Annotated in this window: 19 protein-coding genes; 8 read left to right on the top strand and 11 right to left on the bottom strand. The window is 72.1% G+C overall.

Translation table 11 applies throughout. The features are described 5' to 3' along the window. Positions 1-27: 27 nt before the first annotated feature. Positions 28-1254: a cytochrome P450 gene (locus tag ACZ7LV_RS17025; RefSeq protein WP_471940087.1), complete on the top strand. Its 1227-nt coding sequence runs from the start codon at positions 28-30 to the stop codon at positions 1252-1254. A 75-nt stretch (positions 1255-1329) separates the two neighbouring features. On the opposite strand, the gene ACZ7LV_RS17020 is transcribed toward ACZ7LV_RS17025, so the two are convergent. The 6 genes from ACZ7LV_RS17020 to ACZ7LV_RS16995 form a co-directional block, all read right to left on the bottom strand. Continuing rightward, positions 1330-2592, bottom strand: coding sequence for a cytochrome P450 (locus ACZ7LV_RS17020; protein ID WP_471940085.1), 1263 nt, complete (start codon positions 2590-2592; stop codon positions 1330-1332). Next, complete coding sequence (locus ACZ7LV_RS17015) at positions 2589-3206, bottom strand: GTP-binding protein (RefSeq protein ID WP_471940084.1); 618 nt, start codon at positions 3204-3206, stop codon at positions 2589-2591. Before ACZ7LV_RS17015 ends, ACZ7LV_RS17020 begins: the two co-directional genes overlap by 4 nt. Continuing rightward, the gene (locus ACZ7LV_RS17010; protein WP_401670116.1) at positions 3187-3543 is read right to left on the bottom strand and encodes a DUF742 domain-containing protein; all 357 of its coding nucleotides are present in this window, start codon (positions 3541-3543) and stop codon (positions 3187-3189) included. Before ACZ7LV_RS17010 ends, ACZ7LV_RS17015 begins: the two co-directional genes overlap by 20 nt. Then, positions 3540-3959: a roadblock/LC7 domain-containing protein gene (locus tag ACZ7LV_RS17005; protein ID WP_471940082.1), complete on the bottom strand. Its 420-nt coding sequence runs from the start codon at positions 3957-3959 to the stop codon at positions 3540-3542. The genes ACZ7LV_RS17010 and ACZ7LV_RS17005 overlap by 4 nt, the downstream gene beginning before the upstream one ends. 125 nt (positions 3960-4084) lie before the next feature. Then, on the bottom strand, positions 4085-5818 hold the full coding sequence (locus ACZ7LV_RS17000; RefSeq protein WP_471940080.1) for a sensor histidine kinase: 1734 nt from the start codon (positions 5816-5818) through the stop codon (positions 4085-4087). 340 nt (positions 5819-6158) lie between these two features. After that, the gene (locus ACZ7LV_RS16995) at positions 6159-7130 is read right to left on the bottom strand and encodes a helix-turn-helix domain-containing protein (RefSeq protein ID WP_471940078.1); all 972 of its coding nucleotides are present in this window, start codon (positions 7128-7130) and stop codon (positions 6159-6161) included. A gap of 71 nt (positions 7131-7201) precedes the next feature. Between ACZ7LV_RS16995 and ACZ7LV_RS16990 the strand changes: the two genes are divergently transcribed. Then, on the top strand, positions 7202-7522 hold the full coding sequence (locus ACZ7LV_RS16990) for a cupin domain-containing protein (RefSeq protein ID WP_471940076.1): 321 nt from the start codon (positions 7202-7204) through the stop codon (positions 7520-7522). 336 nt (positions 7523-7858) lie between these two features. Then, positions 7859-8350 (top strand): lamin tail domain-containing protein, encoded by a 492-nt coding sequence (locus tag ACZ7LV_RS16985; protein WP_471940074.1) that lies wholly within the window; start codon positions 7859-7861, stop codon positions 8348-8350. A gap of 141 nt (positions 8351-8491) precedes the next feature. On the opposite strand, the gene ACZ7LV_RS16980 is transcribed toward ACZ7LV_RS16985, so the two are convergent. After that, a complete protein-coding gene (locus ACZ7LV_RS16980) occupies positions 8492-10597 on the bottom strand; it encodes a SpoIIE family protein phosphatase (RefSeq protein ID WP_471940072.1) in 2106 nt (701 codons plus the stop codon). Between the two features lie 473 nt (positions 10598-11070). On the opposite strand from ACZ7LV_RS16980, the gene ACZ7LV_RS16975 reads away from it, so the two are divergent. Beyond that, positions 11071-12732, top strand: a complete 1662-nt coding sequence (locus tag ACZ7LV_RS16975; protein WP_471940071.1) for a hypothetical protein — start codon at positions 11071-11073, stop codon at positions 12730-12732. Between the two features lie 62 nt (positions 12733-12794). Here the strand turns inward: ACZ7LV_RS16975 and ACZ7LV_RS16970 are convergent, their stop codons facing one another. Further along, entirely contained in the window at positions 12795-13421 is a 627-nt protein-coding gene (locus ACZ7LV_RS16970; protein WP_471940070.1) for a hypothetical protein, read from the bottom strand. A gap of 218 nt (positions 13422-13639) precedes the next feature. Between ACZ7LV_RS16970 and ACZ7LV_RS16965 the strand changes: the two genes are divergently transcribed. Then, positions 13640-14044: a PPOX class F420-dependent oxidoreductase gene (locus tag ACZ7LV_RS16965; protein WP_471940068.1), complete on the top strand. Its 405-nt coding sequence runs from the start codon at positions 13640-13642 to the stop codon at positions 14042-14044. 105 nt (positions 14045-14149) lie between these two features. Here ACZ7LV_RS16965 and ACZ7LV_RS16960 read toward each other — a convergent pair whose 3' ends face one another. From ACZ7LV_RS16960 to ACZ7LV_RS16950, 3 genes are all read right to left on the bottom strand, one after another. Further along, positions 14150-17899, bottom strand: a complete 3750-nt coding sequence (locus ACZ7LV_RS16960) for a S8 family serine peptidase (protein WP_471940066.1) — start codon at positions 17897-17899, stop codon at positions 14150-14152. Positions 17900-18065: 166 nt separating this feature from the next. Next, on the bottom strand, positions 18066-18743 hold the full coding sequence (locus ACZ7LV_RS16955; RefSeq protein ID WP_471940064.1) for a type 1 glutamine amidotransferase: 678 nt from the start codon (positions 18741-18743) through the stop codon (positions 18066-18068). 164 nt (positions 18744-18907) lie between these two features. Further along, complete coding sequence (locus ACZ7LV_RS16950; RefSeq protein ID WP_471940062.1) at positions 18908-19450, bottom strand: carboxymuconolactone decarboxylase family protein; 543 nt, start codon at positions 19448-19450, stop codon at positions 18908-18910. Between the two features lie 103 nt (positions 19451-19553). On the opposite strand from ACZ7LV_RS16950, the gene ACZ7LV_RS16945 reads away from it, so the two are divergent. The 3 genes from ACZ7LV_RS16945 (at position 19554) to ACZ7LV_RS16935 (ending at position 22607) form a co-directional block, all read left to right on the top strand. Continuing rightward, positions 19554-20165: a MarR family winged helix-turn-helix transcriptional regulator gene (locus ACZ7LV_RS16945; RefSeq protein ID WP_471940060.1), complete on the top strand. Its 612-nt coding sequence runs from the start codon at positions 19554-19556 to the stop codon at positions 20163-20165. Positions 20166-20271: 106 nt separating this feature from the next. After that, complete coding sequence (locus tag ACZ7LV_RS16940; protein WP_471940058.1) at positions 20272-20970, top strand: TIGR04222 domain-containing membrane protein; 699 nt, start codon at positions 20272-20274, stop codon at positions 20968-20970. Between the two features lie 473 nt (positions 20971-21443). Further along, positions 21444-22607 (top strand): PP2C family protein-serine/threonine phosphatase, encoded by a 1164-nt coding sequence (locus ACZ7LV_RS16935; RefSeq protein ID WP_471940056.1) that lies wholly within the window; start codon positions 21444-21446, stop codon positions 22605-22607. Position 22608: the final 1 nt, after the last annotated feature.

Raw genomic sequence — 22608 nt, 5'->3', positions numbered from 1 at the left:
CGGCATGCATCTACTTCGAGGAGTTCCATGTCCACGGCCCAGCACCCACTCGACATCCTCTCGCCCGAGTTCGCCGCGGATCCCTACCCCGTGTACGCGGTCATGCGGGAGAAAGAACCGTTGATCTGGCACGAAGCCACCCAGAGCTGGATCATCTCCCGCTACGACGACGTCGAACGCGTCTTCAAGGACAAGGCGTCCGAGTTCACGACCGACAACTACAACTGGCAGCTTGAGCCGGTCCACGGCAAGACGATCCTCCAGCTCAGTGGCCGGGAACATGCGGTGCGGCGCGCCCTCGTCGCACCGGCGTTCCGCGGCAGCGACCTCCAGGAGAAGTTCCTGCCGGTCATCGAGCGGAACTCCCGTGAGCTGATCGACGCCTTCCGGCGGTCCGGCTCCGCGGACATCGTCAGCGACTACGCGACCCGGTTCCCGGTCAACGTGATCGCGGACATGCTCGGCCTGGACAAGGCCGACCACGCCCGCTTCCACCGCTGGTACACCGCGGTGATCGCGTTCCTCGGCAACCTGTCCGGCGACGCCGAGGTGACCGCCGCCGGCGAGCGCACCCGGGTGGAGTTCGCCGAGTACATGATTCCGATCATCCAGGAGCGGCGCGAGAACCTCGGCGACGACCTGCTGTCCGCGCTGTGCGCCGCCGAGGTCGACGGCGTACGGATGAGCGACGAGGACATCAAGGCCTTCTGCAGCCTCCTGCTCGCCGCCGGAGGCGAGACCACCGACAAGGCCATCGCCAGCATCCTGGCCAACCTGCTCATGCACCCGGACCAGTTGGCCGCCGTCCGCGAGGACCGCGGCCTCATATCGGCCGCCTTCGCGGAGACGCTGCGCTTCACCCCGCCGGTGCACATGATCATGCGGCAGGCCGCCACCGACGTCGAGGTCTCCGGGGGCACCATCCCGCAGGGCTCCACGGTGACGTGTCTGATCGGTGCGGCCAACCGGGACGAGCGTCGCTTCCGCGAGCCCGACCGGTTCGACATCTTCCGTGACGACCTCACGACCACGTCCGCGTTCTCGGCCGCGGCCGACCACCTCGCCTTCGCCCTCGGGCGGCACTTCTGCGTCGGTGCGCTGCTGGCCAAGGCGGAGGTCGAGACCGGCCTGAACCACCTGCTGGACGCCATGCCCGACCTCCGTCTCGCCGACGGGTTCGACCCGTCCGAGCAGGGGGTGTTCACCCGCGGACCGCAGTCGCTGCCGGTCCGCTTCACCCCGGTCGAGGGCTGACCGCGGGCCCGGCGGCACCAGCGCCCTCCGCGGGCCGGAGATCCTCCCAGGATCCACCGGCCCGCGGAGGGGCTGTCACAGCGCCGGCGTGAACTGCACCGGCAGGGACGTCAGCCCGCGCATCCAGATCGACGGCCGCCACGTCAACTGCTCCGGGTCGACGGCGAGTACGAGATCGGGCAGGCGCTCCAGCAGCGTCTCCACCGCCGTACGGGCCATCACGTCCGCCAGGAGCGGCGCCGGATAGGGGCAGCGGTGCTCGCCGTTGCTGAAGGACAGGTGCGCGGAGTTCTCCGCGCCGACATGCGCCTCCGGCCAGATCTGCGGGTCCGTGTTGGCCGCCGCGAGCCCGAGGACGAGGCAGTCGCCCTCCCGGATGAGCCGACCGCCGAGCTGCGTGTCGCGTACCGCCCAGCGGCCGATGAAGTTCTGCGTCGGAGTGTCCAGCCACAGCACCTCGTTGAGCGCGTCACCGACGCTGACCCGGCCTCCGGAGACGTTCACCGCGAACCGCTCGTCGGTCAGCAGCAGCCGCAGGGTGTTGCAGATCCAGTTGGCCGTCGGCTGCTGCGCCGCCGCGATGACGGAGATCAGGTCCTGGACGATCTCCTCGTCGGTGAGACCCGCCGGGTCGAGGATCATCCGCGAGGTGACGTCGGGACCGGGGCTCTCCCGCTTCTCCTTGACCAGCTGTGCGATGCGCGCCCCGACGCGCATGTACGCGGCGACCGGGTCGTCGCCCTCACCGGCGTCGAGGGAGATCCGCAGGTCGTCGACGAGCTGCTCGGTGTCCGCCCCGCCCTGCGGCATTCCGCACATCCACAGCACCGCGCGGGCGGGCAGGGCGTGTGCGTACGCGCCCATCAGCTCGGCCTGGCCGCTGCCGGCGAACGCCGTGATCAACTGCTCGGCGATCGCCTGGCATTCACGGGCCAGTTCGAACTGGTCGATGCCCTCCAGCGCCTGCGTGATCACACCGGCCCGGCGCTGGTGCTCCTGGGCCTCGGTGAACAGCACCGACGGCTGGTAGCCGACGAAGGGCAGCAGGGGCCAGTCGTCGGGGATGTGCGGCCACTGGTTCCAGCGCCGGGAGTCGCGGGCGAACAACTCGTCGTGGCTGGTGACGTAGCTGACCTCGGGGTACCCCAGCACGAGCCAGGCGGGGATGCCGCCGTCCAGGAGCACCGGCGCGACCGCCCCGTGTTCCTTGCGCATGGCGCGATACAGCTGGGAGGGCGTCTGCTGGTACTCCAGACCGCCCAGCTGGACGGCGGAGGCGTGCGCGGGGCAGCCCGATGGCGGTGTGCTCGTGGACGGGGCGCCGGTGTCGTCGCTCACGATGTCCCCTCACGGGAGAGTGCGAGTGTGTAGAGGTGGTCGACGAGGGTGATCAGCACTTCCTTGCCCGAGGATCTGACCCGTGCGTCGCAGTCGACCATGGGCACGTGGTCACCGAGGGCGAGCGCCTGGCGTATCTCGTCGAGCGAGAACCGGCTGGCGTCGCTGTCGAACCGGTTGACGGCGACCACGAAGGGCGTCTTGTGGTGCTCCAGGCGGTCGATGGCGTACCAGGAGTCCGCCATGCGCCGGGTGTCGACCAGGACCACCGCGCCCAGCGTGCCGGAGAACAGCCGGTCCCACAGGAACCAGAAGCGCTCCTGGCCCGGCGCGCCGAACAGGTACAGCACCATCCGCTCGTTGAGGGTGATGCGCCCGAAGTCGAACGCGACCGTCGTCGTGGTCTTGCGCTCCACCCCGGCGATCTCGTCCACGCCCTGCCCCGCCTGCGTCATCACCTCCTCGGTGTTCAGCGGCCGGATCTCGCTCACCGAGCGGACCAGGGTCGTCTTCCCGACGCCGAAACCCCCCACGACGACGATCTTCAATCCGGTCTCGGCCGCATCGGCCAGCGGCGTGCGCTGCGAGGGCAGCTCAGAGGTTGCGGAGCCCATGGAGCACCTCCTGGAGCAGGGCGGTTTCGGGGAGAGCCGCGACGGACTCGGCCGCGCGGGGGTGACGAGCACTCACCTTGCCCATGTCATGCAGGTCACCGAGGAGGATCCGTACGACGGTGATGGGCAGCTTCAGCTCGGCCGCGAGCTCGACGAGCGCCGTCGGGTGCCGGCACAGCTCGAGGATCCGCGCGTGCTCGGACTGCATTCCCGGCGTGGGCTCGCACTCACTGACGATCAGCGTCACCAGGTCGAACGAGTCGTCGGCCTCGCTGCGACCGCCCGTGACCGTGTGGAGCCGGTCGGGGACGCCGATGTCCACGGGCTTGCGGGTCACGCGGAGGCACTCCGTGTGACGGTCGTGCGCGGCTCGGCCCGCAGGTGGTCGCCGATCTGGTCCACGAGCTCCGTCATCTGGTGGCCGACCACACCCGGGTCCGCGCTGTCGTCGGCGAGGACGGCGAGGTGCGCGCCCTCACCGGCGTCGACGATGAAGAGCAGGCCTCCGTGGAACTCGGTCATGGAGTGCCGTACGCCGCCGGACCCGTCGCCGAACTCCACGGAGGCGCCTTGCGCGAGGGCCTGCATGCCGGAGCAGATGGCCGCCAGTTGGTCGGCCTGGTCCATGGTCAGATGTTCCGTCCAGCACAGTTTCAGGCCGTCCCGGGACAGCACGAGGGCGTGACGGGTGCCCGGCGTGCGCTCCAAGAGGTTCATCAAGAGCCAGGTGAGGCTGTTGTCTGTGGTCTCCATGACGGGCGGGGCGGGACTTGACCGCTGGTACGGTCACCCGACCCGTTCCTCCAATCAAACGGGGTGCGGCGAATCAGTGCGGGGAAGGCGGGCAGTGGTGCCCCGGGCGGTGCGAAGGACCGGGACTAGTCATCCGCCTCGGCAAGCGGGTCGGGGCCGGAGGAGGCGGCGGGGTCGTCCCCGGAGCCTCCCGCCTGGCGGCCGCGGTGGAAGGCGCCGAACCGGCTCCCGGCGTCGCGCGCCGGACCGGAGTCCGCGGTGTGCGCGCGGTCCTGGCCGGCCGGCGTCTGCGGTCGCGCGCGGTCCGCCTCGGCCATGGTGCGGCCGGGGGCGCGTACGGGCAGCCCGTTCGGGGTGGCGGTGTCCCGGCTGTGCGGGATTTCCGCCTCCGGCGCCACGTCCGCCGGCGCGACCACCTGGGGGCGCTGGGCCGGCACCTCCACGGGCGGGGCGGACGGGGCGGCCTCGGCAGGGCCGGCCTCGCGACGCGGCTGATCCGTGGTGACCGGCTCGCGCTGCTGGGCCACCAGCTGGGGCGGCAGCAGGACCACGACACCCGTGCCCCCGCGGGAGGACGGCCGGTAGTTGACGCTTATGCCGTACTTGGCGGCGAGCCGGCCCACGACACCCAGTCCGAGCCGGGTGCCCTGGAGCGAGGCGAGGTCGGTGATCCGGCCCGAGACCGACTCCTCCGCGCGGCGCATGGCGGCGTCGGACATCTTCAGACCGCTGTCCTCGATGGTGACGACGAGACCGGCGCTGCGTTCCTCCACGTACACGTGGACCTCGTCGATCGGCGGCGAGAAGTTGGCAGCGTTGTCAATCAGTTCGGCGAGCAGGTGCATCACCCCCTCCGCCGCGAAGCCCGCGAGGGCGGCCCTGCTGGAGTTGTGCAGTCGCACCCGCTGGTAGGCCGCGATCCGTCCGACCGCTCCGCGCAGGATGCTCTCCATGACGATCGGCTTGTTCCAGACGCGGCTGGGACGGCCTCCCATCAGCAGTGCCAGCCGGTCGGTCATCAGACCGAGCTGGGAGGTGCTGTGGTCCAGGCGCAGCAGGTCGCCGAAGACGTCCGCGCCGTGCCGCTCCTGCATGTCGCGCAGGTCGGCGAGCATGCTGACGGTCTTGGCCTGGACCCGGCTGAGCGCCTTGGCCGAGGCGGCCTGGGCGGCGGCGGAACGGCGTTCGCTGTAGGCGAGTTCGCGGACGAACGATTCGGCGGGCGCCTTCAGCAGGGGGTCGGTGGGCCATTCGAGCTTGGCGAGGACGGTCTCGGCGGAGCTGCCCTCCCGCAGCAGGGCCACCGCGGCGGGCAGGGTCTTTCCGGTGACGTGTCGGAGTTCCCGCGTCCACGCGGCCACTTCGCGCCGCAGTCCTTCGAGGTCGGACCGCGCGTCCTCGGCCCGGCCCACCGCCTCGGAGAGCTCGGTGGCGTAGACGTGCAGCATCCGCCGCATGTAGGGGTCGGACGGCGTGGGCGATCCGGAGAGCACGTCGTCGACGCTCGCGCCGCTCTTCAGCTGCCGGGCGATCGTCGGCAGGGTCGTGTTGACCAGCTGATCCGTTTCGGCGCCGTCCCGCATCCAGGTGCTCCTGGCGGTCTCCAGCTCGCTGCCGAGAGCGTCGGCCCGTCGCTGGGCCCGGCGCATGCCCAGGGAGTTGGTGACGCCGACGACCGCGAGACAGACCCAGGCGACGACCGCGGTCCCCGCCACCCATGTGCGCGCTCTCTCGGGAGCCAGGACGGCGGCCGCGGCGGCCCCCGCGGCCGTGACGACCAGGACCGCGGGGATCACGGCTCCTGAGGAGCGCTTCGCCGGCGCGGAACGGCGCTGGCGGGGGCGAGCAGGCACTGACATTCCGCGGTCCCTCGGTCTGTGAGAGCAGGAGTACGTCCACGACTGGCGCATCACCGAGAACATGGGAGGCGGTAGATCGCCCTCCGGTTCAAGCGCGCGCCTCATGCTAGCCACCGCATCTGGTGTGTTGGCCCCGGCAAGGGGACCAGCCCAAGGGCAAGTTCACTTCGTCGAGAAATGAACACCGTGCCTCGCGGGTGTGATATCTGTGCGCCCACGGCGCGCAACCCGCTCTCCCTGTCGAGCGGTTGACCGTTTCACAGGATTTGCGCCCCGCTCGCCGTTACGGAATCTGTGCCGACCGGTAAGCGAGGGTCCATTTCAAGCCAACTACCGACCGTCAAGGCCGGCTGGCACCACCTGTCCGAGGGCGGAAGGACCGGCGGTAGGCGGCGGGTGTCGTGTGCACCAGGGAGTGAAAACGACGCCGGAGGTTGGCGGCCGAGGACAGCCCGGTCCTGGCCGCGATCGCCTCGACGGGAAGATCCGTCTCCTCCAGGAGGGCGCGGGCCGCCATCACCCGCTGCCGAAGCAGCCAGTGACCGGGGCTGGTGCCGAGCTGCTCGGCGAACCTGCGGGCGAGTGTGCGGGTGGAGACGGCCGCCCGGGAGGCCAGGTCGTCGACGGTCAGCGACTGGTGCAGGCGCTCGACGGCCCAGTCGAGGAGGGGCGCCAGGGTGTCCGGCGCGCGGTCGGGGACCGGGGGCGTGGCGTACTGGAGCTGCCCGCCCTCGCGGTGCGGGGGCATCACCATGTGCCGGGCGACCTGGGCCGCGTAGGCGGCGCCCTGGTCCTCGCGGACCAGGTGCAGACAGAGGTCGACGCCCGCGGCCGTGCCCGCGCTGGTGGCGACGTCGCCCAGGTCGACGTAGAGGACGTCCGGTTCCACCTGGATCTCCGGGTGCCGGGCGGCGAGTTCGCCGGCCATGCGCCAATGGGTGGTCGCCCGGCGGCCGCTCAGGAGTCCGGCCTGCGCGAGGAGGAAGGCCGCCGAGCAGATCGCGACGATGCGGGCCCCGCGGCGATGTGCCTGCCGTAGCGCGTCGACGACGGCCGGCGGGGCGGTGTCGGCACGCCGCTGCCAGCCGGGGACGATCACGGTCTGCGCACGCTCCAGTGCCGCCAGCCCGTGGGGGACGGCCATGTCGTAGCCGGCCTGCGTGGGCAGCGTGCCGGGGTGTTCGGCGCAGACCTCGAACGTGTAACGGGCGGGCAGGCCCGGCCGGTTCACGCCGAAGACCTCGGCGGCGCACGCCAGCTCGAACGTCGACTGCGGTGGCAGCACAAGAGCGACCACCCGGTGAAGACCCATGGCAGGAAAGTACCCCTGGGCGTCATTTCTGACTCTGGGGGCGGGACGCCTCGTCCGCGACCATGATCTCCATGCCTCATGACTCCGATGACATGCGGATCGTCCACGTCGACGAGATCGACCCGACCGAGGTCGCTCCCGGGATCGTCCGCAGACGGCTGCCGGCCACGGCACGGGCGCGGGGGTGGATGTACGACTTCGCTCCGGGCACGGAGTGGCCCGAGGTGGACGTGCACGACAGCGAGGAGCGCTACTACGTGGTGTCGGGGGAGTTCATCGACCGTGGCCGGCGTCTCGGGGCGGGCAGTTACGTGGTGTTCGCGCCGGGCAGTGCGCATCGCCCGCGCACGGAGACCGGCGCGCGCATGATCGGGATCACGCTCCTCGGCTGACCCGCCGGAACCGTGCCGGGCTGTTGCTCACTTTCGGGTGAACGCCCACGGGCAGGGCCAGGGAGTGTGGGGCACCCCGCGGGCCTCCGGCCCGGTCGGCGCAAGCTTCGGTGCAGGGGCCATGAGTGCACGGACAAGATTCGTGCAGATCCGTGTAGCAAACAGCCGACTGTTGCTGAAATGTCCGTATTTGGCAACACGGGTCGGCGCTTCGTCGGCGGGACAGGTGCGCGCGGCAAGGTGTGGGTCCTCGGCCGACGCCGGCCGAGAAGCCCGCACCCTGGTCTCTCCCGGATCACCGGAGAAGGCCACGGGTCCTGATCCGAAGGGGATCTTGTGTCTGCTTCCCTGACCGCTCGCCGTCTGACGGCCGCCGCACTCGCCGCCGGGGCCCTCGCGGCGGTGACCGCGCTGCCGGCCTCCGCCGACCACGGCGACCGCCGCGGCGACCGCCACGGCGACCGGAACCAGGTCGTCATCAGCGCCGTGCAGTACGACCCGCCGGGACGTGACGACCGCTCCAACCGTTCCCTGAACAGGGAGTGGGTGGAGATCACCAACACCGGTCGGCGCAGCGTGGACCTGGACGGCTGGACGCTGTCCGACCGGGACGGTCAGACCTACGAGTTCGACCGCTTCCGTCTCGACGGCCGGTCCTCGGTCCGCGTCCACACCGGCACCGGCCGCGACAGCCGCACCGACGTCTTCCAGGACCGTCGCCACTACGTGTGGGACGACCGCTTCGACACGGTGATCCTGTCCAACGAGCGTGGCCGTGAGATCGACAGCGAGTCCTGGGGTGGTCGCGGATACCACCACCGCCGCTGACGCCCGACCCGCGCGAGGGGCGACCGCACCATGACCGGGTGTCCTGCCACGGCGCCGTGGCAGGACACCCGCGTTGCACCGCATGCCAGGCGGACGGCCCGTCCACGGCGGCGGCCACGGAAGGGCTCCTCCCCGGGCCGCCTACAGCGGGCGGAGGGAACCCGGCCTGCAGTCGTCGGCCAGCGCCTGGGTGCGGGCGATGAGCAGGGCCACGTCGTCGTGGCTGGCGGGAGCCCGGAGCCGTTGGAGCAGTTCGTCGCAGGTCTCCTCGATCGAGTGGTGCGGTGACGACAGGAGGCTTACGAGATCGTTCAGGCGCTCGTCGATCGGGTCGAAACGGGTCTCGACCAGTCCGTCGGTGTACAGGACCAGCTGATCGCCGGGTCGCAGGTCGAGTGTGGTGGTCTCGAACGGGACGCCGCCGACCCCCAGCGGCGTGCCCGTGGGCAGGTCGAGCAGCTCGGGCGGCCGGCCGGCGCGCATCAGGACCGGGGGCAGATGGCCCGCGGAGGCCACGTGCAGGCGGCAGTCGTGCGGGTCGTAGACCGCGTAGACACACGTGGCGAGGTACGGGTCCAGCCCTTGGGTGATCTTGTCGAGGTGGGTGAGGATCCGGGCCGGCTCCAGGTCCAGGTCCGCGAGCGTCGAGGTGGCGGTGCGTAGCCGGCCCATGGTGGTGGCCGCCGGGATGCCGCTGCCCATGACATCACCCACCGCCAGGGCGGTGCGGTCGCCGTCGAGGGGGATGACGTCGAACCAGTCGCCGCCCACCTCGCTGAAGGCCAGTGCGGGCCGGTACCGGGCGGCCACCTCCAGCCCGGGATGGCGCGGCGAGAGCTGGGGCAGCAGGCTGCGCTGCAGTGTCTCGGCGGCGCTGCGGATGTGCTGGTGCAGGACGGCGTTGTCGATGCTGAGCGCGGCGGACGAGGCGAGTTCGCAGGCGAGGGTGAGGTCGTCCTTGTCGAAGGGTTGCGGGTTGCGCGCGCGGGCCATCCCCATGACGCCGATGATCTGTCCGCGGGCGATCAGGGGGACCGCCATGTCGGTGTGCACACCCGCCTGGGCGAGCAGCTGGGCGGCGTGGTCGTTCTCGGCGATGCGCGTGACGTCCTCGCTGTTCAGATGCGTGATCAGGACCGGCTTGCGGGTGCGGACGCAGTGCGCCGCCGGGTGTTCGGTGTGGTACGTCGTGAGGCGCCCGGGAGCGACGACCGCTTCGGCGGCGCCCGTGGGGTAGGCGGTCTTCACCGCCAGCGCGCGGAACAGGGCCGGGCCGTCGCCGGAGTCCGTCCGCCCCGTCTGCAGGACGGAATCCAGCAGGTCCACCGCGACCAGGTCGGCCAGGTCGGGGACGACGACGTCGGCCAGTTCCCGGGCCGTCCGCTCCACCTCCAGGGTCGTGCCGATGCGGGCCGACCCGTCGGCCATCAGGCGAAGGCGCTGCTGCGCCCGGTCCGCCTGCCTGGCCGCCTGGTACCGGTCGGTGATGTCCACCACCACGTTGGCGATGCCCAGCACGTGCCCGCGGTGGTCCTCCAGCCGGTACAGCGACATGGTCCAGGCGTGCTCCTGCTGCGGGTCCGCCCCGATGCGGCCCACGAGCTGCCGGTCGACCACCGGGACGCCGGTGTCGAGGACCTCGCGCATGCAGGACTCCGCGCTCAGGAATGCCTCACCGGGCAGGACCTCCCGGAACCTCCGGCCGATGTGGTCGGCCTCGGACAAGCCGTGCATCGACGCGAGGGCGGGGTTGACGGCCAGGTACCGCAGGTCGGTGTCCAGGACGGACAACCCGATCGGCGCCTGCGCGACCAGCCGGTCGGACAGCGCCAGCTTGCGCTCCACCTGCAGCAGCGTGGACCGGTCCGTGGCCAGCCCCAGCGCGTAGTGCTCGCCCTGGTTGTCCGTCAGCCGCATGTTGCGGAACTCCACCACCCGGGTGCTGCCGTCCTTGTGCCGGATGGGGAACGGTCCGGCCCAGGCCTGGCCCGTCACCATCACCTCGGCGAACAGCCCGATGGCCGCCTCCCGGTGCTCGGGGTGCAGGAGCAGCTGCGCCGCGTACTGTCCGACCGCCTCACCACGGGTGTAACCGAACAGTTCGTCGGCCTGCGGGCTCCACATGTCGATCCGGCCGTCGGCCTCCACCAGCACCGCGGCGACACCCAGCAGGTCCATCAGCGCACTCGGGTCCGACGCGCCGTCCTCCGGACGATCGGCGTGGTCCAGGCGCCGCGCTGGGCTCATCGCACTCATTCCTTCCGCCCGCCGACCCGTACCGGCGTATCCAGCCATACTGTGCCCACCGGGCTGGTCTGGCCATCGTTGCAGCCCACGCCGCCCACCCCCCTCGCGTGGACCGTCGCGCTCGGACGCGACCAGGACATGATCGACACCCCGGTGCCGTGACCGGACAGGTGCACCGCGTCGCCGCGTCGGCGGCCTCCATGACGCCTCGCGGCCGCCCGTGAACCGGACGGGCCCCGCGAGGCGGGCGGCGGGGTGCTGATCGTGCACGCGTTCATCTCGCGTCAGGCCACCGACTCCGGACGCACACGACGAAACGTCAGGCGGCGAACGGGGGGCGGTCGGTGAGGGCTGTCGTGACGGGTCCGTGATGCGCATGGGGGCAACGAAGGGTGTCCGTCGGATGTCGGACAGGTGAGTGCTCGGTGAAGAGCATCCCCTCTGGGTGTCCTACGTGCGACTAGGAGGCGTTGATGAGACGTCCCGTCCGCAGATCCGTCGTCCGGACGATGCTGGGGCTGGTGACGGCCGCCGTGGTGGCGGCCGGCTCCGGTTCCGGCGCGCCCGTGCTGGCCGCAGACCGCGAGCCGTCCCCCCTGCCGGTGCGGATCACCGGCGAGACCCGCGTGGATCTCTCGCTCCAGGGCGACAACGGTGATCCGGCCGAGCCGCAGATCATGCTGCGGCTCGCGGCTCCCGGCAGTGACGAGCCCGGCGAGGACGGTGAGGTGCCCGTCGTCCACCAGGGCGACTACAAGATCGAGATCGAGGTGGGGGGTCTCGCGCAGGTCGCGGAGGCGAAGCTCCCCTGCGACCCGGGCCCCTGGGGTGCCACCTGCGAGGGCGACCGGATCCGCGCGGGCGAGAAGGCCAACGTGATCGGCGGTATCCGCCTCGACGTCCCCGCGAACGGGTCACCACGGCGGCTGGGTGAGATCACGGTCAGGGGCGAGGGGGAGGGCGTCGAGTTCACGCCCCTGCGCATCGAGGTCGTGGTGAGCGACTCGCGGATCGTCAGCCGCCGGCTCTCACCGCCCGGGGTGGGTGTGGGGCACACCTGGAACGCGCCGCTGGGCCTGCGCAACGCCGGCGGCGCACCCGCCGACGGCGCGGTGCTGCGCTTCCGCGGCACCCGCGGGCTGAGCTTCCTGGACCGTCACGGCAACTGCGTCTACCGCGACACCACGGACGGCGACCTGCAGGAACAGGGCACCGACGCGATCTGCGCCTTCACCGACGTCGTCGAGGCGGGCACGGCCTACGCGGTGGCCGAGCCCCTCAAGGTGAAGCCCCTCCCGTTCGCGTTGAACGACAGGTTCACCTACAGCTTCGCTCCGGCCGATGCCGAGAAGGCCAAGGCCCTGCTGGCGACGGACGGTTACACGCCGGGCACCGGCGCACCGCTGACCCTGGAGAAGGTCCCCGGCGCTCCTCCGTCCTCCTACTGGACCGAGGGCTCGGCGTGGCTGCCGTTCGACAACTCCTACGACATCCTGATCACCGGTGACTCCGCGCGCGGCGCCGTCGGGGAGACGGTGACGGTGGACGTCGGCTTCCGCAACCTCGGCCCGGCCTGGGTGCGCGGGCTCGAACCGCCGGACGACGACCCGATGCTCACGTATGTCACCGTGCCGCCGGGCGCCACGGCGACGAGGATTCCCGAGGACTGCTGGCCCGACCCCCACACCGAGGGGCTCTACGGATGCTGGGCGCACGCGCCGGTCCGGGAGGACGCGAACCTGACCTGGCCGTTCGAGCTGCGGATCGACAAGGTCGTGCAGGACGCCAAGGGCAGGATCCAGATGCAGCCCTTCGACTACCCGGACGAGCCCCACCACGAGAACAACGCGGCATGGATCGTCCTGAACCCCACCGATGGCGGCGGGAGCACGCAGGGGTCCTCCGGCGGCCCCTCGTCCGGTCCGAGCCCCAGTTCCTCCGGCAGCGGCGGCGCGACGGGCTCGACCGGGACGACCGGCGGTGGCGGCTCGACCTCCTCCTCCGGTGGTTCCTCCGGCGGCGGACTCGCGTCGACGGGCGTCGGCGGCACGCTCCTCGTCGGGGGCGGCGCCCTCCTGGCGCTGGGGCTGGGCGCGGCGGTCGTGGTCGTCCTGCGGCGCCGGTCCGCCCTCTGACGCCGCTCCGCATCGCCCGCAGGGGTGCGGCCGCCCCGCCCGACGGCCGCACCCCTGCCGTGTCACGGGATGCGCAGGCTGTCCACGGCCTGCTCGTGCGTCCTGGTCACGGCCTTCTCGTCCGCCTGGGAGCCGACGGTGACGACCTGGACGACGTGGTCGTCGGTCAGGGTCTGCGTGGTCTCGACCGAGAGGTGGTTCCGGGCGTTGGTCAGATGCGCGTCAAGGCTGGGGCGGCCGTCCCTCGTGCCGGGCTTCTGACCGGTGAAGGTGGTGTCGCCGTACTCCTCGGCGAGTCCCTCTCGGGTCCCCTCGACAACCGCCTCCAGTTCGGCGGGCCCGGCTCCCTTCACGTCGATGACGAGGAAGTACACGAAGCCGTCGGAGGTCGGCGCCGTGTGAACACGTCCGTGCAGACCGCCGGCTTCCAGTTGCTTCGGCGTGGACTTCCCGGGCAGTGCGAAGGAGATGCCACTGGAGGAGTCGACGGCCCGCACCCAGTTCACGGCGGCGGGCGTGGTGCCGCGGTGCCCGTGGTCGCTGAGCGGGGCCACGGCCGCGGTCGCTCCGTCGAGGTGTGGTGGCGCCGGAGCGGCGAGAGCGCTGGACGGCATCAGCACGCCTCCCGCCGCGAGGGCGGTCGGAGCCAGCAGCAGGACGAGGCGCTGTGTCAGGGAACGGCGAGCCATGAAGATCAGATCCTTCGTGAGGGGGTGGAGTCTTTCCGGGGACGTTCGCGTGACCCGTGTTTCGATTAGGCCCGGCGGGCAGCGGTACGTCATGCCCCTGCTTGACGTGACACGAGAGGTCGGGACTTGACGCGCCGCGACCGCCGTGAGCCGTCGACGGCTCCGGTCGTCTCAGCGGGTCCCCCCCCCGCCGAACCGCCCGCCAGGAGGAGTGACCGGTGCCCGTATCCCTCGGTGAGGACGTCGTCGCGCTGCTGCGCCGCCCCAGTACCTGCTACCTCGCCACGACGATGCCCGACGGCTCGCCCCAGCTCACCCAGACCTGGGTCGACACCGACGGCGAGCACGTCCTGATCAACAGCGTCGCGTCGCACCAGAAGACGCGGAACGTCGCGCGCGACCCGCGCGTGGCGGTCGCGGTCGCCGACCCGACCCGGCCGAACGCCTACGTCCAGATCCGTGGCCGCGTGGTGCGCGTGACCACCGAAGGGGCGGTCGAGCACATCGAGTCACTCGCGCGGAAGTACCTCGGCGGGCCGTACCCCTGGTTCGGCGGCCGCGACCAGGTCCGGGTGATGCTCGTCATCGAACCGGAACGCATCAGCAGCCCCCGCCTCGGGTGACGCGGCCCCCCGTCGTGCCGCACGGTGCGGCCACCTCGCGCGACGGCCGCGTGCCGCCCGGCGAACCCTGTTCGGTTCGCCGGGCGGCCGCTCGCGTCCCCGGGACTACCGGAGGCCGGCAGCGCGAACGATCGTCTGCGTGACGGTGTTGCCCCGGCTGTCACCCGCGTGGACCCGCAGGGTCAGGAACCGGGCCGCGGTGGGGGCACGCAGCGTCACGCTCACCCTGCCGTCGCCCTTGCCGCTGAGGCGCGCCGTCGTCCAGTGGGCGCCGTCGTCGTAGGACACCTCCACCTTCTTGGTGTGCACGGCCGCGTGCGGTCCGCCTTGCAGATGGACGGGGGTGACGAGCAGTGCGGAGTCGCGGGCCGCCGTGCCGTCGTCGGACGTCGGCACGGCGTAGTCCAGCTGCATTAGGGGAAGTTGCGCGGTGCCCTCCGTGCTCCTCGGCGGCGCGGACGTGAAGGTCCACTCGGTGCGGGTGGCGGTCGAGTACGGGAAGGCCTCCGTCGCCGCGCGGTCCGCGGTGTGCAGCAGCCGGTACGTGGCCTTCTTGGCCGGCAGGGTTCCCCAGATCCCGCCGGCTCCCTGGGCGATCACCGTGTCGCCCTGGTAGAGGGTGGTCTCCTGCTGGGTCTCGGTGCTGCCGAAGGGCACGTGGTTGGCGTGATCGCCGCCGGAGTCCCCCCAGGAGGGCACGGCGATGTCGACCTCGTTCCCGGTACGCACCGGCAGTTGGCCACCGCTGGTGATGCGGGGACGCACCACGGGCCCGAACCACGCGACGTCCGTCGTCCTGCCCGCCGGGTAGGTGACCGGACCTGACGCGCTGTAGGCGAGGGACTGGAGTTCGGCCTCCTCGGTCCAGGAGAAGTCGCCGCCGGTGCTGACGTAGTCGGTGCGGTGCGCTCCGGCGGTGCTCAGCCTGTTCGAGCCGACACGGTAGGTGGTCCAGGGGTGGACGTCGTAACGGTTCTCGTAGACCTCGCGTCCGCCGGGGTTGCGGAAGGAGGTCTCGACGCGGGCCAACTGGTGGGAGCCCGGGGCGTAGACGAGGTCCGCCGGGATGCGGCCGGTCCACGTGCGGACCAGGTCGTAGAGGTACGACGTGTCAGGGCGCGAGACGGCCCGCAGGGGCACGCTCCCCTTGGTGGCGGCGTCCACCCGCGCGATGAGCTTCTCGCCCTCCGTGCGGGAGAGCCCGGCCACCGCGAGGGACGACTTGACGACGGGCACGCGCAGCCGGCCGTCGAGGTCGTTGACGAACAGCAGAAGCCGGACGCCCGCGGCCTGCGCGGCCCTGATCCGGTCGTCCGCGAGGTCCTCGTCGTCGGAGTTCCAGCGCACCACGGCCGCCTTGCCCGCGGCGTCGACGCCCTCGTAGTCCTCGCCGAGGCCGGCGCCGGGGTGGACGACGTCGAGGTCGTGGTCACCCCTGGGGAGTTTCGTGGAACCGGGCAGGAGCCAGAGGTCGTCGAACTCCTGGCTGCCGGAGGTGACGGACAGCAGCGGCTCCTGATTGCGCCAGCGCGTGGTGAGGTACTGCTTCCCGTCACCGCCGGGTGCGGTGGGTGCGGTCCACACGCTGTCGTAGCCGTCGCCGATCAGGGTGCTGTCGGTGACCGAGGAGTCGTCCTGGAAGCTGCGGTGGTAGTCCAGGCGCTGCGTGAAGGTCTCCGTCCGCCGGGGGGTGACCGGCGTGATCCGGCGGAGCCGGGTGCCGTCCAGCACGAGGTCGGTGGGACCGGTCACCTCGACCTGAGGGATGATCATGCGCGCGTAGCCCGCGGACGCCGCACCGTGCGTGCCCTCCACGCGGAAGTCGGCGTAGACGGTGTAGCGGCCCGGGGGCAGGATCTCGTCGGACTCGCCGCCGCCGTAGAGGTAGGTGCCCGCGTACTCGTCGCCCTTGCGGTAGAAGGTCAGCGTTCCGTCCGTGGGCTCGCCGGAACGGCCGGTGATCTTCGTGCGCACATGGAAGTGCCGTTGCCCCGTGCTGACACCGAGCAGGGTGCGGGTCAGCGCGGTCCCGCCGCTGGACGCCGTCAGGTGCCCCGTCCAGCGCCGACCGGTGCCGGCCTTGGCGAGGTCCGTGGTGACCGTCGCGGTGGCGGTGGAGCCGGCGGGCACCTCGACCCGGCCGGGAGCGACGGTGAAGACGCCTGCGGGCACGCCCGCCGCGTCCACGGTGAGGTCCAGCGTGACGGGTTCGGTGCCGGTGTTGGTGAAGGTGGCCGTGGACTCCACCGTGCGCTCGCCGGTTCCCGCCGGGTGGATGCCCGCGTCGAGCTTCCCGGTCGCGGTGAGCCGCGCCGTCGCCGAGGCGGCCCTCACCCGGCCGTTGCCGCCGTCGTCGGCGCCGATGGCCGGTGTCGGTTTCGCGGTGCTGATGAGCGCGTCCTTGATCTGCCGGCCGGTCCAGTCGGGGTGGGCGGCGGCGACGAGCGCGGCGACGCCGGCCACGTGCGGGGTGGCCATGGACGTGCCGCTGGCGCTCATGTAGGAGCCGGAGCCCGAGCCGATGTAGTGCGATCTCGCCGCCAGGATGTCGACGCCGGGGGCGGTGATCTCGGGCTTGAGGGCGTCGTCGCCGTAGCGGGGGCCCCGGCTGGAGAAGTCGGCGATGGCGTCGGCGGAGTCCACCGCGCCGACGGTAAGCGCCGCGTCGGCGGTGCCCGGTGATCTGACGGTCCGGGCGCCGGGACCGTCGTTGCCTGCCGCGATGGTGAACAGGGCGCCGGTCTCGGCGCTCAACTCGTTCACGGCCCGGGCGAGCACCGTCTCGCCGTCGGCGTTCTCGCTGCTGCCCAGGCTCATGCTGACGACCCGGGCGTGGGCGTCCCTGGCGGCCCATTCCATGCCGGCCACGATCCAGGAGTCGTAGCCGAAGCCCTGGTCGGACAGGACCTTGCCGACGTGCAGGTCCACGCCGGGCGCGACACCCTTCTCCTTGCCGCCGGAGGCGGCGCCGCTGCCGGCGATCGTGGAGGCGACGTGCGTGCCGTGGCCGTGGCGGTCGAGGACCGTCTCGCCGGGGACGAAGCTGACGGAGTCGACCACGGCGTCCCGCAGGTCGGGGTGCTCCGGGTCGTAACCGGAGTCGAGGACGGCGACGTCGGTCCCGGTACCGGTGTTCCCGCCGGCCCACACCTCGGGTGCGCCGATCTGCGCGACCGAGTCGCTGAGGGTGGCCTCGGCGCGGCCGTCGAGCCACACCTTGGCCACGCCCCCGCGCAGCGCGCCGCCGACGCCGGGAGTCGTGGCGTCGAGGCCCGCCTCGGCACCGGCGAGCGCCTTCCACAGGCCGTCGGTGTCGTCGCGGTCAGCGGCGAGAGCCACACCGTTGACGCTGGTGAGGGGCCGGACGCCGGTGACATCGGCGGGGAGGGAGCGGGCGCGCCCGCGCAGAGCCGAGGCGGATACGTCCGCGCCCCCGTAGGTGATGATCAGCGGCAGTCGGGGGAGGGAGTCGTCGTCGTAGCCCTCGTCCATCAGGCGGGTGACGTTGAAGAGTTGGTCGTCGAGCGCCCCCGACGCCAGATAGGCGCGCGCGGAGTCGGGATAGACGTAGGTGTCACCCCCCACCGTCAGCACGCGGGCGCCGACGGGCTCGCCGTCCGGGCCCTGGACGCCGAGGGTGCCGGGGCCGCTGCCGGCGCCCGGGGTGACGGTGACCTCGTCACCGGTCAGCAGAGTGATGGTGGCAACGTTGTCAGAAGGGACGGAGGGACCGGCCGGGTGTGCGGCCGACGGGATGTCCGCGGAAGCGGGCACGAGCGGGGTCGCCGCTGTGGCCAGGAGGACGGCCGCGACGACGAGCAGGCGGCGCCCTCTTCCGGACGAGTGGTGTGCCAACGGAGTCCTTCGACTTGAATGGGTGTACAGGTCGACGGGAATCTATGCCTTCGTACGGCACCTCGGGAAGACCCGGGAAGGGTCGGTAGCCTCACGGCAATGGCGTGGCAACACAAGGGAGTTGAGAAAGCCCGGAGATCGGGCGCCGCCCGGCCGGGGCGATGCTTCAGGAGGGCCTGGCGGAGCGGAACAGCCGGGGCAGGACGGCGCGGCCGACGGCGGCGACCGCGGCGATGTCCTCTTCGCGGGGGCGGGTGCCTTCCGGCAGCAGATGGGCGAAGCCCTCGACGGCCGCCGCGTCGACCTCGATGTGGAACTGCAGGCCCCACGCCCGGGGGCCGAGCCGGAACGCCTGATGCCGGTACCGGTCGCTGGAGGCGAGGAGCACGGCGTCCTCGGGAAGCGTGAAGGTGTCCTCGTGCCAGTGGAAGACCGGCGCCCGCCGGCCGAGGCCGTGGAGCAGGGGGTCGTCCTCGGCGGCCGCGTCGAGCGTGACCGTTCCGGCGCCGATCTCCGGCTCGGGCCCCGGGGACACGCGCCCGCCCGCCGCCGCGGCCAGCAGTTGTGCCCCGAGGCACACCCCGAGCACCGGCAGCTCCTCGCGCAGGGCCCGGCGGAGCAGGTGGCGTTCGGCGGCGAGGTGCGGGTGGCGGCGGTCGTCCAGGGCGTTCATCGGCCCCCCGAGGACCACGAGTCCGCCGGCCCCGCGCAGGCCGGGCACGGGATCGCCGTCCCACAGGTGATGCACCTTCAGCTCCGCACCGGCCTCGGCGGCGGCGCCGGTGAGCAGGGCGGGGCCCTCGAACGGGACGTGCTGCAGGACGTGCCACGGACGGTCGGACATGCGGGTCACCTCGGGGTGGGGTGGCGGGCCGGGTCGGGCGGGTGGGGCCGGGGGAGCGGCGCCCGGCCGGTACGGGGTGAGGGGGCCGGGTGCCGCTCGGATCGGGGTCGCCGGACCGCCCGCGCTGTTCTACGGGCAGGGGGACTGCTCGACGGGCCGGACGGCTACTTGACGGGCAGCGGGACCGGCGGGAAGTCGACCTCCGTGCGGCCGACGGAGTTGAAGTAGTTGGTGAACACGTTCAGGGCCACGTTGGCGACGATCTCGCCGATCTCGCCGTCGCCGTGACCCGCGGCGCGCACCGCTTCGAGGTCCTCGTCGCCGACGAAACCGCGGGTCTCCAGCACCGTACGGGCGAACTTCAGCGCCGCCGCGGTCTTCGGGTCGGACGCCTCGGCCTCGCCCGCGGTCCGCAGGTCCGTGGCGCTCACGCCTGCCCGCTCGCCGAGCACGTGGTGCGCCGCGTAGCAGTACTCGCAGGAGTTCTCGGTGGCGGCGACCAGCGCGATCTGCTCGCGGGCCGCACTCGACAGGGAGCCCTTGGACAGCGATCCGCTGAAGGACAGGTACGCGTCGAGCACGGCGGGGGAGACGGCCATCGCGCGCATCATGTTCGGCGTCAGGCCGAGTGCCCGGTCGACCTTGGCGAGCAGTGCCTTGGCCTCGGGGCCGGCGGTGGCGGGATCGACGACGGAGAGTCGGGGCATGGGGGTGTCCTTTCACGGAGTGTGCGGCACACGCGTTTATTTGGCACTGCCAACTTAGATTGGCAGTGCCTACAATTGCAAGGACCGATTTCCAGGAGGGTCCATGACGGACGTGCCGGGCATGCCGCCCCACGAGCAGCTGATGGTGGGCCTCGCGCGGCTCGGCCAGGCGCTGCGCATCAGCAGCTATCGCAACGCCGGCCCGTACCGGCTCTCGCCGCTGCAGGCGGACATCCTCACGTTGCTCGCCGGGGACCCCAGGCCGCGCCGTCCCGGTGAACTGACCCACGCCCTGGCCTCCACCGCCCCCACCGTCAGCGACGCCGTCAAGACGCTCACCGCGAAGGAGCTCGTGGAGCGACAGCGGGACCCGGCCGACGCCCGGGCCGTCTTCCTGACCCTCACCGACGCGGGGCGCGCCGAGGCCGAGCGGCTGGTCCGCCTGCCCGAGGAGTTCGCCACGGCCATGGACACCCTGACCCCGGACGACCTCGCGGCCATGCTGCGCGGCGCCGGCAGCATGATCAGGTCGCTCCAGGACCACAAGGCGATCCCTGTGTCACGGATGTGTCTGACCTGCGACCACTTCCGGCCAGACGCGCATCCGGGCACGGACCGGCCCCATCACTGCGCCTTCGTGGACAACGCCTTCGGCGACGGGGAACTGCGTCTGGACTGCCCCGATCACGCGGACGCCACCGGATCGGGGCGCTGACGGAGTCGAGCAGAGGCTTCGAGCACCCCGGTCGGCGGGCACACTCCCGGCACATGGGGTGCGCCGGTACGGGGCCGGCGGACTCCGGGTGAGGGGGTGCCGTGCCATGGCCGGAACGGGGAGTGTCCAGGAGACGCCGCACGAGATCGCGCTGCTGGCCGGCGGCTCGCGCGCCGCGGTCACCGTCGCGGTCGTGGCCCTGCATCTACGGGGCGCGGTGGAGGCTGGTGCGCCGGGCACGCTCCGGGCGATCGAGGGGGAGGCGGGCAGCGCCCTGCCCGCGCTCCCTGAACCGGGTCGGTTCCTGGACGGGTCGGCTGACCCCGACGGCGGGCAGGCGGCGGCCGTCACGGGCGCGGTGCGCGCCTCGTACCTGGAGAGCGCGGTGTACCACTGCCTGCACGAGCCGTGCGGGATACGGGAGTTGGTCCGGCACGTGGATGTCCGCTGGGCGCTGGCGGAGGTGCGGGTCGGCCTCGCGGAGGCGGGGCTGCTGCGCTATCCGCTGCTCGGTCCGACCCGGGCCGCCAGGCAGCGGATGAGGCTGCTGCGCAAGGCGCACCCGCCGCCGGAGAGCCGACTCGGCTCGTCGTACGACGACAAGCTGCTCGCCGTGGCCCTGCACGGTGAGCCGGCTCTGCGGGTGCTGGTGCCGCGTTTCGCCTTCCGGGCCGGCCTGACCGACCGGGTCCGGATCACGGCCAAGGACCAGTTCCGCAACTCGCCGCGCGGAGGCACCTACGGCGGCAACGGAGGCTACTTCTACTGCGGAAGCGGTGGGGGAGGCGGGGGAGGCGGGGACTGAGAGTGTCGGGGGAGTACCCGCCCACGCCGGGGCGAGCGCCCGAGCGGCGATGACGTGCGCGGGAACGGCGTGCGCGCACGGGCCCCGGGGCCAGGGGGAGTCGGCATGGCGACGTACGCCCACGAGTCCGGCGACGGCGAAGATCAGGCGATGCCGCGTTATCGTCGACTGGGTGAACGGAAGCGCGCCTGACATGCTCCGGCTCTCCGGCGACGGAGACCTTCCTCCGACCGCGGTGGTGCCCCACAGACGCGGTCGGTGCGCGGTTGCCGAGCGGCCCGGCGCGCGGCGTTCCGGCCGTCCCGTGCCGCTCCGACGGCCCGCCGCCGATCACGGCGCTCCACGGCGTTCCGGTCGCCCCCGGCTCCCCACCCCGGCGGAACACGTCCTGCCGAACGCACGTTCACTCCACTCGTCAGGGGCGGCGCCCCGCCGGTAGCCGCACCGCACAGGACCCCCGCTGGAGCACCGAAGTGAGCACAGCCACCACCGCGACCTCCCCGGCCCCACTGCTTCGTGTCCTGCGGCGGCTGATGCCGCACCCTCCGTGGCTGCTCGGGCCCCTCCTGGTGATCGTGGCCATCCCGGTGGCGGATGCCTTCCTTCCTCCCGACATCCATCTGGCCCACCTGCTCACCGTCGCCACCGCGGTCACGGCAGTCGGTGCCGGACCCCGCGCCACGGCCGCGGTGGGCCTGGCCGCGCTCCTGGCGCTCACCGCGGCCGGACTGGAGCGGCACACCCTGACGAGCGAGAGCGTGGTGGTCGAGTGGTGCGCGCTGTTCGCCGTCTCGGTCATCCTGGTGGCGTTCGCGCATCTGCGGAACCGGCACGAGCAGGCGCTACGGCGGGCACGCTCGGTGTCCGACACGGCCCAGCGCGTGGTGCTGCGTCCGCTCCCGGACCGCGCGGGACCGGTGCGGCTCGCCTCGCAGTACCGCAGTGCCGACGCCGACACCCAGGTCGGCGGCGACCTGTACGCCTCGGCGCGCACCGCGGGATCCACCCGGTTGATCATCGGTGATGTCCGCGGCAAGGGGCTCGCCTCGATCAGTGACACGGCGATCGTGCTGGGAGCCTTCCGTGCCGCCGCCCACCGTGAGATCCCGCTCACAGAACTGGTCTCCTACGTCGAGGACGCGATCCGCTGGGGCCTGGCCGAGTTCTCCTCGTCCGCGACGGAACTCGCCGAGCGGTTCGTGACCGCCGTACTCGTGGACATCCCCGACGACGAGCAGGTCGTGCATCTGGTCAGTTGCGGGCATCCGCCGCCCCTGCTGGTGTGCGGGTCGAACGGCATCGTGACGACGTTGCAGGCGGCGGAGATCGCGCCGCCGCTCGGTCTGGCCGTCGGACCGGCGTCCCCGCTCTCGTACGTCCCGTCCAGCTTCCCCTTCCACGACGGTGACCGCCTGGTCCTCTACACCGACGGGGTCAGCGAGGCCCGCGACCCGGCCGGCAGCTTCTACCCGCTCGCCGAACGTGTCGCCAAGCGGGCGGACCATCAACCCGGACCGCTCGTCGAGGCCATCACCGCCGACCTGTGCGAGCACGCCGGGGGCCGGCTGGTGGACGACATGGCCCTAGTCGTGGCGCAGCGGGGCCCGGACCCGGTGCCGGCCGACCGGGGCTGGTGAC

The organism is Streptomyces sp. NPDC107562 (genome assembly GCF_055657325.1).
Note: the sequence above shows the minus strand (reverse complement) of the source record. Positions and strands in the feature narration are given on the sequence as shown.

Excerpts from the sequence above, each read along its gene's own strand:
- ACZ7LV_RS17025 (WP_471940087.1), top strand. The coding sequence starts at position 28 with ATGTCCACGGCCCAGCACCCACTCGACATCCTCTCGCCCGAGTTCGCC.
- ACZ7LV_RS17015 (WP_471940084.1), bottom strand. The coding sequence starts at position 3,206 with ATGGGCTCCGCAACCTCTGAGCTGCCCTCGCAGCGCACGCCGCTGGCC.
- ACZ7LV_RS17005 (WP_471940082.1), bottom strand. The coding sequence starts at position 3,959 with ATGGAGACCACAGACAACAGCCTCACCTGGCTCTTGATGAACCTCTTG.
- ACZ7LV_RS17000 (WP_471940080.1), bottom strand. The coding sequence starts at position 5,818 with ATGTCAGTGCCTGCTCGCCCCCGCCAGCGCCGTTCCGCGCCGGCGAAG.
- ACZ7LV_RS16995 (WP_471940078.1), bottom strand. The coding sequence starts at position 7,130 with ATGGGTCTTCACCGGGTGGTCGCTCTTGTGCTGCCACCGCAGTCGACG.
- ACZ7LV_RS16990 (WP_471940076.1), top strand. The coding sequence starts at position 7,202 with ATGCCTCATGACTCCGATGACATGCGGATCGTCCACGTCGACGAGATC.
- ACZ7LV_RS16980 (WP_471940072.1), bottom strand. The coding sequence starts at position 10,597 with ATGAGCCCAGCGCGGCGCCTGGACCACGCCGATCGTCCGGAGGACGGC.
- ACZ7LV_RS16975 (WP_471940071.1), top strand. The coding sequence starts at position 11,071 with ATGAGACGTCCCGTCCGCAGATCCGTCGTCCGGACGATGCTGGGGCTG.
- ACZ7LV_RS16970 (WP_471940070.1), bottom strand. The coding sequence starts at position 13,421 with ATGGCTCGCCGTTCCCTGACACAGCGCCTCGTCCTGCTGCTGGCTCCG.
- ACZ7LV_RS16955 (WP_471940064.1), bottom strand. The coding sequence starts at position 18,743 with ATGTCCGACCGTCCGTGGCACGTCCTGCAGCACGTCCCGTTCGAGGGC.
- ACZ7LV_RS16950 (WP_471940062.1), bottom strand. The coding sequence starts at position 19,450 with ATGCCCCGACTCTCCGTCGTCGATCCCGCCACCGCCGGCCCCGAGGCC.
- ACZ7LV_RS16945 (WP_471940060.1), top strand. The coding sequence starts at position 19,554 with ATGACGGACGTGCCGGGCATGCCGCCCCACGAGCAGCTGATGGTGGGC.
- ACZ7LV_RS16940 (WP_471940058.1), top strand. The coding sequence starts at position 20,272 with ATGGCCGGAACGGGGAGTGTCCAGGAGACGCCGCACGAGATCGCGCTG.